The sequence below is a fragment of the Xanthomonas sp. LMC-A-07 genome, from assembly GCF_030208825.1.
Lineage (GTDB): Bacteria > Pseudomonadota > Gammaproteobacteria > Xanthomonadales > Xanthomonadaceae > Xanthomonas > Xanthomonas campestris.
Genome location: NZ_JARVTF010000014.1, coordinates 1 through 13504, shown reverse-complemented (window position 1 = coordinate 13504; position 13504 = coordinate 1). Strand labels below are relative to the sequence as shown.

12 protein-coding genes are annotated in these 13504 nt (G+C 63.4%); 3 read left to right on the top strand and 9 right to left on the bottom strand.

The features are described 5' to 3' along the window. Position 1: 1 nt before the first annotated feature. From QRM89_RS15175 to QRM89_RS15165, 3 genes are read right to left on the bottom strand one after another with little or no spacing between them, the layout of a single operon-like run. Positions 2-1165, bottom strand: a complete 1164-nt coding sequence (locus tag QRM89_RS15175) for a COX15/CtaA family protein (RefSeq protein WP_285448383.1) — start codon at positions 1163-1165, stop codon at positions 2-4. Between the two features lie 10 nt (positions 1166-1175). Next, the gene (locus QRM89_RS15170; RefSeq protein ID WP_014506320.1) at positions 1176-1751 is read right to left on the bottom strand and encodes a hypothetical protein; all 576 of its coding nucleotides are present in this window, start codon (positions 1749-1751) and stop codon (positions 1176-1178) included. Positions 1752-1778: 27 nt separating this feature from the next. Next, entirely contained in the window at positions 1779-2504 is a 726-nt protein-coding gene (locus tag QRM89_RS15165) for an SURF1 family protein (RefSeq protein ID WP_285448382.1), read from the bottom strand. Between the two features lie 60 nt (positions 2505-2564). On the opposite strand from QRM89_RS15165, the gene QRM89_RS15160 reads away from it, so the two are divergent. Continuing rightward, positions 2565-2783, top strand: coding sequence for a twin transmembrane helix small protein (locus tag QRM89_RS15160; RefSeq protein WP_011038908.1), 219 nt, complete (start codon positions 2565-2567; stop codon positions 2781-2783). Positions 2784-2875: 92 nt separating this feature from the next. On the opposite strand, the gene QRM89_RS15155 is transcribed toward QRM89_RS15160, so the two are convergent. From QRM89_RS15155 to QRM89_RS15130, 6 genes are read right to left on the bottom strand one after another with little or no spacing between them, the layout of a single operon-like run. After that, a complete protein-coding gene (locus QRM89_RS15155; RefSeq protein WP_042595322.1) occupies positions 2876-3751 on the bottom strand; it encodes a cytochrome c oxidase subunit 3 in 876 nt (291 codons plus the stop codon). Between the two features lie 36 nt (positions 3752-3787). Continuing rightward, positions 3788-4384 carry a cytochrome c oxidase assembly protein gene (locus tag QRM89_RS15150; protein WP_228417471.1) on the bottom strand — a complete coding sequence of 199 codons (597 nt, stop codon included), beginning with the start codon at positions 4382-4384 and terminating at the stop codon, positions 3788-3790. Further along, positions 4381-4554, bottom strand: coding sequence for a hypothetical protein (locus tag QRM89_RS15145; protein WP_285448381.1), 174 nt, complete (start codon positions 4552-4554; stop codon positions 4381-4383). The genes QRM89_RS15150 and QRM89_RS15145 overlap by 4 nt, the downstream gene beginning before the upstream one ends. Further along, complete coding sequence (ctaD, locus tag QRM89_RS15140) at positions 4535-6139, bottom strand: cytochrome c oxidase subunit I (protein ID WP_114999697.1); 1605 nt, start codon at positions 6137-6139, stop codon at positions 4535-4537. The genes QRM89_RS15145 and ctaD overlap by 20 nt, the downstream gene beginning before the upstream one ends. A 39-nt stretch (positions 6140-6178) precedes the next feature. After that, the gene (gene coxB / locus QRM89_RS15135; RefSeq protein ID WP_285448380.1) at positions 6179-7153 is read right to left on the bottom strand and encodes a cytochrome c oxidase subunit II; all 975 of its coding nucleotides are present in this window, start codon (positions 7151-7153) and stop codon (positions 6179-6181) included. A gap of 16 nt (positions 7154-7169) precedes the next feature. Next, complete coding sequence (locus QRM89_RS15130) at positions 7170-7646, bottom strand: DUF2244 domain-containing protein (protein ID WP_285448379.1); 477 nt, start codon at positions 7644-7646, stop codon at positions 7170-7172. Positions 7647-7924: 278 nt separating this feature from the next. On the opposite strand from QRM89_RS15130, the gene putA reads away from it, so the two are divergent. Both putA and QRM89_RS15120 read left to right on the top strand, forming a co-directional pair. Continuing rightward, positions 7925-11125 carry a bifunctional proline dehydrogenase/L-glutamate gamma-semialdehyde dehydrogenase PutA gene (gene putA / locus QRM89_RS15125; protein WP_285448378.1) on the top strand — a complete coding sequence of 1067 codons (3201 nt, stop codon included), beginning with the start codon at positions 7925-7927 and terminating at the stop codon, positions 11123-11125. A 634-nt stretch (positions 11126-11759) separates the two neighbouring features. After that, positions 11760-12740: an IS5 family transposase gene (locus QRM89_RS15120; RefSeq protein WP_285448377.1), complete on the top strand. Its 981-nt coding sequence runs from the start codon at positions 11760-11762 to the stop codon at positions 12738-12740. Positions 12741-13504: the final 764 nt, after the last annotated feature.

The window sequence follows — 13504 nt, the reverse complement described above, 5'->3', positions numbered from 1 at the left end:
ATCACTCCGGCGCGCGCAGCCGCGCCAACAGCGAGACCAGCACGAACAGCAACGCAACCGCGCCACCGTTGTGCAGCACCGACACTTCCAGCGGCAGCGCCAGCTTCACGTTGAGCATGCCCAGCGTCACCTGCACCACCACCAGCAACGCCAGCGCGCCAGCCCACACACGCATGCCGGGCGAACGCGACAGACGCCAGGCCAGCCACCACAGATACAGCGCGGTGGCGATCGCCCACAAGCGGTGTGCCATCTGGATGGCGATGCGCGCCGCGCCGTCCAGCACGCCACCTTCGTAATCCACGCCGATCCCGCGCCAGAGCGTGAAGCCCGCGCGGAAGTCATGCGGTGGCCACCACTGGCTCACGCACTTGGGGAAATTGTCGGCAGACCAACTGCCACCGCCACACGCCAGTGCCGCGTAGTTGGCGCTGACCCAGCCACCCAGCGCAATCTGCAGCCCCAGCACCGCCACGCCCACACGCAGCAGCCATTTCAGGCGCGAAGCGTCGGCCAGCGTGATCGGTAGATGTGTCGCGCGCCAGGCCATCCACACCAGCAGCGAGAACATCAGCATGCCGCCGAGCAGATGCCCCATCACCACGATGGGCTTGAGCAGCAGCGTCACCGTCCACATGCCCAGCAGGGCCTGGAAGATCACCACCGCCAGCGTCAGCACGGCAGCGCGGGCCAGATCGATATTGCTCCAGCGCAGCGCCGCCAGCAGCAGCATGGCTTCGCCAGCGGCCGCCACGCCCATCGCCAGCCCGTGCCAGCCGGACATATACAGCGGGATCGACAGCGCGACCAGCGCCGCGGCGGACACCACCTGCGCAATGCCGGCACGCCGGCGACGCGCCGCCAGCAGCGTCAGCACCAGCACTTCAACGCCCAGCGCGCCAGCCAGGAAGCGGTGCACCTGCTCACGCCAGGCCTTGTGCGACTCGAGCGGGCGGATCTTGCTGGCTACGTGCGTATTGGCTTCGTCGCTGGTCTGCGGCCAGGTGACGCGGCCATAACAGGTGGGCCAGTCCGGGCAGCTCATGCCGGCATCGGACAGCCGCACGAACGACCCGAACAGGATCGTGCTGGCCGTGAACAGGGCAGCCAGCCAGGCCATGCGGTGGAAGTGCCGGAACAACGCCGGTGGCGCAAACAGATTCATCGAAACGGGCTCACATCAGTTTCAGCAGCTTGACCAGATCCGCACGCAGACCGGCCGGGTCGAAACCCGGGGCGTAGCGCAGGATCACGAAGCCATTGGGGTCGATCACATACACCGGCACGCCGGCGGCATCGTTGGCACGGGGCAATGCCTGGCGCAGGCGCGCATCGTCGCGCAGCACGCGTAACGCTGGCATCGCCGGCAGCCCGGCCGGTGGCGTGCCGATCCACAGCACCTCTACCTTGTCCGCGCGGTGCCCGAGCAATTGCCACACCTTGTCCAGTTCGGCCGCCAGCGCCACGCACGGCTGCGTGCAGCCGGCAGGCGGCGCCAGGGCGATCCGCCACATGCGCTCGCCCGGTGCCCATGCGTACGCGCTGCCGTCCGCACGCAGCGGCGTCAACGCGCGCAGGTCTGCGGGCGGAGCAAGCAGTTCGCCATGGTTACGCATCGCCGCCGGTTGCCAGCCAGAGAAGCGCAGCACGCCGGCCAGCAACATCGAGCCGAAGAACAGCACCGCCAGGGCGATCAGCATCCTGCGGCCGCGATTGACCGACTGCGGCGTGGCCGATGTGGATGGGGTCATGCCCGCGATTTTCTCATGCCGGGGGCGTCAGTGCCCGCGTCGATGACGGCGACGCGCACGCCACGACAACAGCGCCGCGGTGATCAGCACGGCCAGCGCCAGGCCGAACCATTGCACCGCGTAACCCAAGTGCCGCGCGGGCGGAAGCGTGTTGACCAGTAACTGCAGATCGCGCGCATAACCAACCGGAACGGCAGGATCCAGGCGCAATACCTGCGACGAAATGTCGCGCCTGTGCAAGGCCTGCCGCAACGCCTGCGGCTCCAGGCGAACCGCCAGCCAGGTCTGTGGCTGGGCGGTGCTGGCCAGTGCCGCGCCAACCGCAAGCCCGGCCGACGGCGGCGCAGTCAACAACCCCTGCACTGCCTGGCTGCCCTGCAACGCGGTCACGGTCGGCAATTGCCGCGTGGCAGGCACGGGTAACCAGCCTAGATCCACCAGCACCGTTGCAGCGCTGCCTTCCGGCGCGGCCAGCTGGTAGACGCGCACACCGGCGCGCCCTTCCTGCAACTGGTTGTCCAACAGCACCTGCTGCGGCAGAAAGCGTACGCGTCCACTGACCCATGCCAGCGGGCGCGGCGCGGCCAGTGCCTGTACCAGGGTTGTTGGCGTCTGCCGCACATGGGCAGCACGCTCCAGCAGCTGCTCCTTGGCCTGCATGCGCTGCAACTGCCACTGCCCCAATGCGGCAAATCCGGCACTCACCGCCAGTGCCAGACACCAGCCGAGCACGCCCGTGTGCTTGCGCATCATGACAATCGGCGCGAAAAGGCGTGCAATGCCGGCACCACGTCGACGACCACCGGGGCTGTTGTGAACGATTCGCTCAAGACGCTGCTGATTGTCGCCTTCCTGATCGTCATCCTATGGAACCTGGGCGCCGGGCTCTACTACCTGCTCACCGACCGCGGCCAGACCAAGCGCACGGTCAACGCATTGACCTGGCGCATCGGCTTGTCGGTGGCATTGATCGCGCTGGTGATCCTGGGCATCTACACCGGCTGGATCAAACCGCATGGCGTGGGGCGCTGAAGAGCCGGGATTGGCGATTCGGCATTGGGGATTCGTAACAGCAGAAAAATCGCTGTTGCGAATCCCGAATCACCAATCCCGAATCCCTGCCCTCAAAGCACATACACAAACAGAAATAGCGCCAGCCACACCACGTCGACGAAGTGCCAGTACCACGCGGCGGCTTCGAAGGCGAAATGGTTGTCGCGGCTGAAGTGGCCCTTCGCCGCGCGCAGCCACATCACCGCCAGCATGATCGTACCCAGCAGCACATGCATGCCGTGGAAGCCGGTGAGCATGAAGAAGGTCGAGCCGTAGATGCCCGAACCCAGCGTGAGATTGAGTTCGGTGTAGGCATGGATGTATTCCTCCGCCTGCAGGAACAGGAACACGCAGCCCAACAGCACGGTCAGCCCCAGCCACAGCAAGAGCGCGCCGCGTCGGCCGCCTTTCAATGCGTGATGGGCAATGGTCAAGGTCACGCCGGAGCTGAGCAGGATCAGCGTGTTGATCAGCGGCAAGCCCCAGGCCGGAATGGTCTGGAACTGCCCGCCGATGGTGCCCGGGCCATTGGTCGGCCAGGCTGCGGAATACCCATTCCACAGCAGTTCGTTGGTCATCACGCCATCGCCCTCGCCGCCCAACCAGGGCAGTGTCAGCACGCGCGTGTAGAAGAGCGCACCGAAGAAGGCGCCGAAGAACATCACCTCGGAAAAAATAAACCACACCATGCCCATGCGGAACGAGCCGTCCACCTGGCGGTTGTAGTGGCCGGCGTTCGACTCGCGAATCACGTCGCCGAACCACATGAACAACGTCGCCAGCAACATGGCCACGCCGGCGAAGAACGTCCAGCGCCCCCATCCGGCGTCGTTGAGCCAACTGGCCACGCCGATCATCATCACGAACATCGCAATGGAGCCGACAAAGGGCCACTTGCTTTGGGTCGGGACGAAATACGCGTCGGCGTTGGGACTGTGGTCGGCCATGGCGTTGCTTCCGTGTCGGTATGAGTGGGCGATCGATTACGGCGCGGCACGCGGGGCGCTGGCTGCGCCGCCGCCTTGCAGTTCCGAGGTCAGCGTGTCGTTGCGATAAAACGTGTAGGACAAGGTAATGGTGGTCACTTCCGGCGGTAGCGCCGGGTCCACGATGAAGCGCAGCGGCATGTCGCGTGTTTCGCCGGCCTGCAGCGTCTGCGCGGTGAAACAGAAACATTCGGTCTTGTTGAAGTAGCCCGACGCCCGTGACGGTGCCACCGAAGGCACTGCACTGCCCACCACTGCCCGTGCGCTGTCATTGCGCGCGAAATACTGCGCTTCGTTGAGTTCGCCGGGCACCACGTCCATGGTCATCTGCTCGGGATGGAAGGTCCACGGCAGTTTCGAATTGACGCCAGCATCGAACTCCACCCGCACCGTGCGCTTGCCGGCCGCCACCGCGTTAGACGCGCCTTCGCGGGCACTGCCCGGCGCACGCTCCATGCGGATGCCGAATACTTTTTCGCAGGCGATGCGATACAGCGGCACCAGCGAGAACGTCAGCACAAACACACCCAGCACCACGCCCAGCAGCTTGAACAAGCCGGCAGTGGGCGTGTGCGTAGGCAGACGCGTACTCACCGGCCAATGACTCCCGAGGCGATGAAGCCGGCATAGATCAGCAGCGCAATGATGCCCACCGTGATGGTGGTACGGCGCACCGCGCGCCGCTGTTGTGCTTGCCGTTCGGCAGCGGAGAGCATGCGTGCCACCGCGGGTGCCGGCGTCGACTCAGTGACCGATGTCTTCATGCGCAAGATCTCCAGGCTTGATGACCGGCGGTACGGTGAAGGTATGCGCCGGGGCGGGCGACGGCACCGTCCACTCCAGTCCCTTGGCCCCTTCCCACGCACGCGCGTCGGCCTTGGCACCACTACGCAACGAGGCGAACAAGATGCCGGCCATCAGGAACGGGGTGGCGAACATGCCGAATGCACCGATCGAACTGATCAGATTCCAGTCGGCAAATACCACGTTGTAATCGGGAATACGCCGCGGCATGCCGGCCAGGCCCAGGAAGTGCTGCGGGAAGAACAGCAGGTTGACGAAGATCATCGTCCACCAGAAATGGAACTTGGCCCAGGTCTCGTTGTACATGCGCCCGGTCCACTTCGGCCACCAGTAATACACCGCCGCAATCAGTGCGAACACCGCGCCAGTCACCAGTACGTAATGGAAATGCGCCACCACAAAGTAAGTGTCGTGGTACTGGAAGTCCGCCGGCACGATCGCCAGCATCAGGCCCGAGAAACCACCGATGCTGAAGAGGATCACGAACGCCACCGCCCAGAGCATCGGCGATTCGAAGGTGAGCGATCCCTTCCACATCGTGCTGACCCAGTTGAATACCTTCACCCCGGTCGGAATGGAGATCAGCATCGTGGCGAACATGAAGTAGATTTCGCCACCGAGCGGCATGCCCACGGTGAACATGTGGTGCGCCCACACGATGAAACTCAGGAAGGCGATCGCCGCGATTGCGTAGACCATCGCCTGGTAACCGAACAACGGTTTGCGGCTGAAGGTGGGGATGATTTCGCTGACCACGCCGAACGCCGGCAGGATCATGATGTACACCTCCGGGTGCCCGAAGAACCAGAAAATGTGCTGGTACATCACCGGGTCGCCGCCGCCGGCCGCATTGAAGAAACTGGTGCCGAAGAACTTGTCGGTGAGCAGCATGGTCACCGCGCCGGCCAATACCGGCATCACCGCGATCAGCAGGAAGGCGGTGATCAGCCAGGCCCAGCAGAAGATCGGCATCTTCAGCAGGTCGATGCCGGGCGCACGCATGTTGAGCACCGTGGCGATGATGTTGATTGCGCCCATGATCGAGCTGACGCCGGCCACGTGGATCGCAAACACACTGAAGGCCACGTTGTAGCCGCCTTGCAGCGACAACGGTGGGTACAGCGTCCAGCCACCGGCAGGCGCTCCACCGGGCAGGAACAAGGTGAGCAGCAGCAGAGTGAAGGCCACCGGCAGCAGCCAGAACGACCAGTTGTTCATGCGGGGCAACGCCATGTCCGGCGCGCCGATCTGCAGCGGAATCATCCAGTTCGCCAGGCCGACGAAGGCCGGCATCACGCCACCGAAGATCATCACCAGTGCATGCACGGTGGTCATCTGGTTGAAGAATTCCGGCTTCACGAATTGCAGGCCGGGCTGCATCAATTCGGCGCGGATCACCACGCTCATCGCAGCGCCGATGATGAACATCACGAAGGAAAACAGCAGATACAGCGTGCCGATATCCTTGTGATTGGTCGAGAAGAACCAGCGCTCGACGAAACCGGGCTGGTGGTGTCCGTGGTGATCGACTGCGGTGTGCGCCATGACGGAACGACCTCTGCGAAGCGATGCGGTTGCGAGCGATTAGAGAGCGGCGGACGGTGCGGCAGATGCCGTGCCGGCTGCCGGTGTGGCCTCTGCTGACGGTGCGGCGGCCCCCGGTGCGTCCGCTGGCATCGCCGGTGCTGCAGGCGCTGTCGGCGTTGCAGCGGGTGCCGCGGCCGGCGCGCCTGCCGCGCTACGACGCGATGCGAGCCAACGTTGGAATTCCGCCTTGGGCAGCGCTTCGACCACGATCGGCATGAAGCCATGGTCCTTGCCGCACAACTCGGCGCATTGCCCGCGATAGACGCCGGGCTTTTCGATATTGGTCCAGGCTTCGTTGACGATTCCCGGAATGGCGTCCTGCTTCCAGCCCAGCGCCGGCACCCACCAGGCGTGGATCACGTCATCGGCGGTGATCACGAAGCGGATCTTGGTATCGACCGGCAACACCAGCCGGTTGTCTACATCCAGCAGATAGTGCGGCTGCGACGCGGCGGTAGGGCGCTCGCCACTTTGGCGGATCCGGTCGGATTCACGCGCAAGACGGCTGGTGAACTCGACGCCCTGCCCCAGGTATTCGTACTTCCACATCCACTGATAACCGGTGACCTTGACGGTCATTTCCGACTCGCGGGTGTCGTACATCGCGATCAGTTTGGCGGTCGCTGGCCATGCCATGGCGATCAGCACCAGCACCGGAATCACCGTCCACAGCACCTCGGCCTTGGTGTTGTGACTGAATTGCGCGGCCACCGCGCCCTTGGATTTGCGGAACTTGAAGATCGCATAGCCCATCGCGCCGAACACCAACGCGCCGATGACCACGCACACCCACAACGCCACCATGTGGGCCTCATAGGCCATGCGCGCGGTCTGGGTGACCCCACGGCCCATGTTGAGCTGCCATTCCTTGGGATCGGCTGATTGCGCCCAGGCAGACGGCGCACTTGCAAGCGCCAACACGGCCGAGCCACATTTCATGTACGTCGCGTTCCAGCTGCTGCGTTGCGTCATTGCCTAGACCCTTACGTCATCGGTGACGGCCATTGGCGGCCGCGAGCAAGCGTTTCAGCGTATCTGCCAGTTCCACACGTTCGGCCGGCCCGAGAAAGCTCCCGATCTCGATCTGCCTGCCGCTGCTCACCAGCAACACCCTGTCGTCGCGTTCCGTGCGCAACCGCACCCAGTGCGGATGTGCCTGAAACGCTGATGGCGCACGCCCGGAAGGAAACACTTCAACTACCGTTTCCCCCACCCGGATCGCTTCTACACGCTCGCCGCTTCGCCACAACTGCCGCAGCGCCAGCGCCACCACACCACTGTGCAACAGGGCGAACACCGGCGCGAACGCATTGCCGGTCCACCACCCCAGGCCTGCAAACAACCACATCGTTCCCGCCAACACCGCAAACAACTGCACGAATTGCCTGGCACTCATTGCCCGCGGAGGCCGTAACCGCACCTGCGTCCCAACCCCTTCGGACATCAACGGCACTACTTCGATCATGGCAACACGCAGCGGACTGCGGGAATGTCCCGATGGTAGTCCCGGGCGAACGCATGCGGCAAGCGTTTCGCGCGAATCACCAATGCTGCACTGCAGCTAAAAACTGCGCGAAAAATCAATCACTTCCCGCTGGCCGGGGTTTTATCGCGGCGCGCGCGTGGGCGATCACCGCGTTGCGCGACGGCATGCACAAAACGGCAGAAAAGCTGCCGCTTCCACACAAGTGCACAGCCATGCGGGCTCTCTAGAATGAGCGCGGATTCCCAGGCACCTTACGCATGAACGCCCAGCCAGATACGTTTGCCTCTTCCCACGCCGCGCGCCCGCTGTTGGCGCCCGAACTGCCCGCCGCGCCCGGCGCCTTGCGTGCCGCTATCACCGCTGCCTGGCTCAAGGACGAAACCGAGCACGTCCGTGAATTGCTGGAGCAGGCGCGCTTGCCGGCCGCCGAGCAGGCCAAGGTGCAGGCGCTGGCCGCCGACCTGGTCACCCGGGTGCGCGCACGTGCCCAGGATCAGGGCGCGATCGAAGCTTTCATGCGCCAATACGATCTGGGCAGCGAAGAAGGCGTGCTGCTGATGTGCGTGGCCGAAGCCTTGCTGCGCATTCCCGACCAGGACACCGCCGACAAGCTGATCCGCGACAAGCTTGGCGAGGCGGACTGGAAAAAACACGTAGGTGGCAGTGATTCGGTGCTGGTCAACGCCTCCACCTGGGGACTGATGCTCACCGGCAAGCTGGTACAGCTCAACGACCTTACCCGCGCCGATGTGCCGGGCGCCTTCAAGCGGCTGATCGGCCGCGTCGGCGAGCCGGTGATCCGTTTGGCCGTGCGCCAGGCGATGAAGATCATGGGCCACCAGTTCGTCATGGGCCGCACCATCGGCGAGGCGCTGGCGCGTTCGCGCAAGGGTGACAACGCCAATTACCGCTATTCGTTCGACATGCTCGGCGAAGGCGCGCTCACCATGAAGGATGCGCAGCGCTATCTGCAGGCGTATCGCGATGCCATCCACGCCATCGGCCGCAGTGGCAGCTTCGTCGGTACCGACGTATTCGCCGCGCCCAGCATTTCGATCAAGTTGTCCGCGCTGTATCCGCGCTACGAACACGCCAAGCGCGCACGCGTGATGGCCGAGCTGATTCCCGGCGTGCTGGAGCTGGCACAACTGGCCAAGTCCTACGGCATCGGCTACACCGTCGATGCCGAAGAGGCCGACCGCCTGGAGCTGTCGCTGGACATCATCGAAGCCACGTTCTCCGATCCATCGCTGGATGGTTGGGAGGGCTACGGGCTCGCAGTGCAGGCGTATCAGAAGCGCACGCCCTACACGATCGATTTCCTCGCCGATCTGGCGCGTCGCGTTGGCCGCCGCATTCCGGTGCGCCTGGTCAAGGGCGCGTATTGGGACGCTGAGATCAAGCGCGCGCAGATCGACGGCCACCCCGGGTATCCGGTATTTACCCGCAAGCAGAACACCGACGTGTCCTATCTGGCCTGCGCACGCCGCATGTTCGCGCACAGCGACGCGCTGTACCCGATGTTCGCCACCCACAACGCACAGACCATCGCTGCGGTGCGCGCGATCTCGGCAGGAAAAACCTACGAGCACCAAAAGCTGCACGGCATGGGCGATGACCTGTATGCCGAGGTGATTCCGGCCGATCGGCTGGGATTGCCGTGCCGGGTGTATGCGCCGGTCGGCTCGCACGAAGACCTGTTGCCGTATCTGGTCCGTCGTCTGCTGGAAAACGGCGCCAACTCCAGCTTCGTCAATCGCATCACCGATGAAGACGTCGCCATCGAAGACCTGATCCGCGATCCGGTCGAGGCGGTGTCCTCGTTTGCGTCCATCCCGCACCCCAAGATCCCGATGCCGGCCGACCTGCTGCGCAGCCAGAACCAGAACAGGAAGAACTCCATGGGCGCCAACCTCGCCAACGATAACGATCTGCGGCAGCTGGCCGACCAACTCACTGCTGCAATCAAGCCGTGGAAGGCCGCGCCGCTGGTGCCGGGTGCCGTGATCACCACGCCAAGCGAGGCCGTGCTCAACCCGGCCGACCGCCGCGAGACAGTCGGTCACTGGCAGCCTGCGGACCCAGCCACCGTGCAGAAGGCATTGGCGTCTGCCGCCGCCGCTCAGCCAGCCTGGAATCGCACGCCCGCCGCCAGCCGCGCCACCATCCTCGAACACGCTGCAGACCTGCTCGAGGCCCGCATGCCGGAGTTCATGGCGATCTGCGTCAAGGAAGCAGGCAAGACCCTGCCGGACGCCGTGGCCGAGGTACGCGAAGCCGTGGACTTCCTGCGCTATTACGCTGCCCAGGCGCGTGCGCAGTTTGGTGCGCCCGAGCGCCTGCCGGGCCCCACCGGCGAATCCAACGAGCTGCAACTGCATGGTCGCGGCGTGTTCGTCTGCATCAGCCCTTGGAACTTCCCGCTGGCGATCTTCCTGGGCCAAGTGGCTGCGGCGCTGGCGGCAGGCAATACCGTCATCGCCAAGCCGGCCGAGCAGACCAACCTGGTGGGCTTTGCGGCGGTCAAACTGTTGCATGAAGCCGGCGTGCCGGAAGCCGCTGTGCAGTTCCTGCCCGGCGACGGCGCCACGGTCGGCGCCGCGTTGACCAACGATCCCCGCGTTGCCGGCGTCGCCTTCACCGGCTCCACCGACACCGCCCGCAGCATCAATCGTACCCTCGCCGCGCGTGACGCCGCGATTGGCGTACTGATCGCCGAGACCGGCGGCCAGAATGCCTTCATCGCCGATTCGTCCTCGCTCCCGGAAGCCGTGGTCAAGGACGCCATCTCCAGCGCCTTCATCTCTGCTGGCCAGCGCTGCTCGGCCGCCCGCGTGCTGTTCGTACAGGACGACATCGCCGACAAGGTCATGACCATGCTCGCCGGCGCGATGGGCGAGCTGAAAATCGGCGACCCGGCCCTGCTCTCCACAGACGTTGGCCCCGTAATCGACGCCGATGCCCTGAAGATCCTGGAAGAACACGCGAGTCGCATGGACAGCGAAGCACGCCTGATCGGCACGACCACGCTGGACAGCGCCACGGCACACGGCAGCTTCTTTGCTCCACGCGCCTATGAACTGAAGTCACTTGCGCAGCTGCAGCGTGAGATCTTCGGCCCCGTGCTGCACGTCATTCGCTGGAAAGCCGACCAGCTGGATGCGGTCATCGATCAGATCAACGCCACCGGCTATGGCCTCACCCTGGGCGTGCATTCGCGGATCGATGAGACCATCGAACGCATCACCTCGCGCGTCGCCGTGGGCAATGTCTACGTCAATCGCAACCAGATCGGCGCTGTGGTCGGCGTGCAGCCGTTCGGTGGTCAGGGACTGTCAGGCACCGGCCCGAAGGCCGGCGGCCCTCACTACCTGCTGCGCTTTGCCACCGAAAAGGTCGTCACCGTGAACACCACCGCAGCCGGCGGCAATGCTTCGCTGCTGACCTTGGGTGACTGAGGCTGGGAGTGCGTCACTTTGGGTAGCTGTGTAAATAGTCCGTGGGCGTAGCAAGGCAACGCTACCGAACGATTCTTGCAGGAAGCCTAGATGTAAAGAAGTACGAGTTCCCTGGCAGCTATAACTAGTAGGGAGTGCCCCAACTTGCTATCGCATCACTGGAAGCCAGAAAGTTCGACTGATGCAGGCGGCAGTGCAGTGCCGCATTACATTTACGCGTCGAATTGAGCGCTTGAAACAAGAAAACCCCGCAGAAGCGGGGTTTTCTTTTGGCGCAACGGATAGGCCCCGCCGAGCGCGAAACGGCCGTGGACCTACGCGCAGCCGATGCCTGAGCACATGATTCAGAATTTAATCTGGCTCAGCAGTGCACTAGACACCGCGATGCAACGCAATTGGCTACCCTACCCGCGGGATCTAAGCAGCTTCCGGGACAGCACTGCATCTAGCGAATCTGCGCCGTACCAACTAGCCAAGCAGCCAAGTAGCGTCACTTTTTGCTAACTCAACCATCTGGACCACTGGCTATCGCATAGGCCGAGCGCGCATTCGGATGACTACATCCACCTAGGGAACCTCTGAACAACGCACAACAGATACGCGACACTACCCGCCTGATGTTGAGGAGTGATCCATGCAACTGACGTTCGGTGACGCTGAGGGCCTGGGCAAGCGCAAGCAGACCCGCCGGGAGATCTTCCTGGCCGAGATGGAGCAGGTCGTCCCGTGGCAGCAACTGCTCGGGCTGGTCGCGCCGCACTATCCGGTCTCGGGGCGGCCAGGTCGGCAGCCGTACGCACTGGCGACGATGTTGCGGATTCATCTGCTGCAGCAGTGGTATGCGCTGAGCGATCCGGCGATGGAAGAAGCACTGCACGAGATCCCGACCTTGCGGCGCTTTGCCCAGCTCGGTGGCTTGGACAACGTTCCGGACGAGACCACGATTCTCAACTTTCGCCGCCTGTTGGAGACCCATGGCCTTGCCGCGCGGATGCTGGAAGCGGTCAACGCGCATCTGGCGCGCAAGGGCCAGAGCCTGCGGTCGGGCACGATCGTCGATGCGACGCTGATCGCGGCGCCCAGTTCGACCAAGAATGCCGACCATGCGCGCGACCCTGAAATGCATCAGACCAAGAAGGGCAATCAGTGGCATTTCGGGATGAAGGCGCACATCGGGGTGGATGAATTTTCCGGGTTGGTGCACCACGTCCATTGCACAGCCGCCAACGTCGCCGATGTCACGGTGAAGCACACGTTGCTGCATGGCAAGGAAGACAGCGTGTTTGGCGATAGCGGCTACACCGGTGCGGATAAGCGCGAAGAACTGCAGGACTGCGAGGCTGCATTTTTCATTGCTGCCAAGCGTTGGACGATTCAAGCCATCGGCAACAAGCGGGAGCGTGCTCGGGAACAGCGTTGGGAACACTTCAAGGCCAGCGTGCGTGCGAAGGTGGAGCATCCGTTCCGGGTGATCAAGCGCCAGTTCGGTTACACCAAGGTCCGCTATCGCGGCTTGGCGAAGAACACCGCGCAGGTGCTGACGCTGTTTGCGCTCTCCAATCTGTGGATAAAGCGAAAGCAGTTGATGCCTGCTATGGGGAGCGTGCGCCTGTAACGCGGGCAACACCCTGCAAACGCGCCGGAAACGGCAAAAAATCGAGGATCTGAGCGCCGTCGGCCTGGCCGATGTGGTTAGGCTCATCCTCCGACGCCGTTGATCAGACCATGCCTAGGTCAGCGCCTCGCTGATCGCCAGTGCTAATGCTGGACACGCCTTCATTGGTGGCTAGTAATACGACACCACTTCAATGGGGCTTGTACGCCGGCCTGCAGTGATGCTGGACGACTGATCAGCAAATGGACGCGCAGACGGAAGTTACAAACGGCGTCGTCTCTGAGCACTTACACGAGCCCTAACCCACTACCGGTGTATCGCCTCGCGCTGGTCTGAGCCTTTGCTCCAGCACTTACGAAATCACTCTTTAGGGCTAGTGGCCACCTCATAGCTATACCTTCTATGGTTCTTCCTTGAGGCAGCGCAGCAGAAAGGGGTCGTACCAGAGATGTGCTCAGACATCGCATGCGGCTAAGCGCACCACTCATCTCTGCAGCAGAGTGTCGGTAAATGCCTATTGCCCAGTGCGGGAGAGGCCAATATTTTACGCATAGTGCCTACGCATAACGCCAGGCTGATCAGCAAAGCGGCTTAGGAACGATCTAACCACGTAGTCTCACGGCGTGGGCGCTGTCGTTGGGCGCCAACGCCAAAGCGAGCGTGTCCAAGCCGAGTCCGCATTAAATCGCTAGGACCGCGCGTCCACGTACGCCCATGGATATGTCTTTGGTCAAATTGCAGGCAAAAAGAAACCCTCAATCCTG

What these genes read in the sequence shown, in the direction of transcription:
- QRM89_RS15175 (WP_285448383.1), bottom strand. Translation starts at nt 1,165, where the DNA reads ATGAATCTGTTTGCGCCACCGGCGTTGTTCCGGCACTTCCACCGCATG.
- QRM89_RS15170 (WP_014506320.1), bottom strand. Translation starts at nt 1,751, where the DNA reads ATGACCCCATCCACATCGGCCACGCCGCAGTCGGTCAATCGCGGCCGC.
- QRM89_RS15165 (WP_285448382.1), bottom strand. Translation starts at nt 2,504, where the DNA reads ATGATGCGCAAGCACACGGGCGTGCTCGGCTGGTGTCTGGCACTGGCG.
- QRM89_RS15155 (WP_042595322.1), bottom strand. Translation starts at nt 3,751, where the DNA reads ATGGCCGACCACAGTCCCAACGCCGACGCGTATTTCGTCCCGACCCAA.
- QRM89_RS15145 (WP_285448381.1), bottom strand. Translation starts at nt 4,554, where the DNA reads ATGAAGACATCGGTCACTGAGTCGACGCCGGCACCCGCGGTGGCACGC.
- ctaD (WP_114999697.1), bottom strand. Translation starts at nt 6,139, where the DNA reads ATGGCGCACACCGCAGTCGATCACCACGGACACCACCAGCCCGGTTTC.
- coxB (WP_285448380.1), bottom strand. Translation starts at nt 7,153, where the DNA reads ATGACGCAACGCAGCAGCTGGAACGCGACGTACATGAAATGTGGCTCG.
- QRM89_RS15130 (WP_285448379.1), bottom strand. Translation starts at nt 7,646, where the DNA reads ATGATCGAAGTAGTGCCGTTGATGTCCGAAGGGGTTGGGACGCAGGTG.
- putA (WP_285448378.1), top strand. Translation starts at nt 7,925, where the DNA reads ATGAACGCCCAGCCAGATACGTTTGCCTCTTCCCACGCCGCGCGCCCG.
- QRM89_RS15120 (WP_285448377.1), top strand. Translation starts at nt 11,760, where the DNA reads ATGCAACTGACGTTCGGTGACGCTGAGGGCCTGGGCAAGCGCAAGCAG.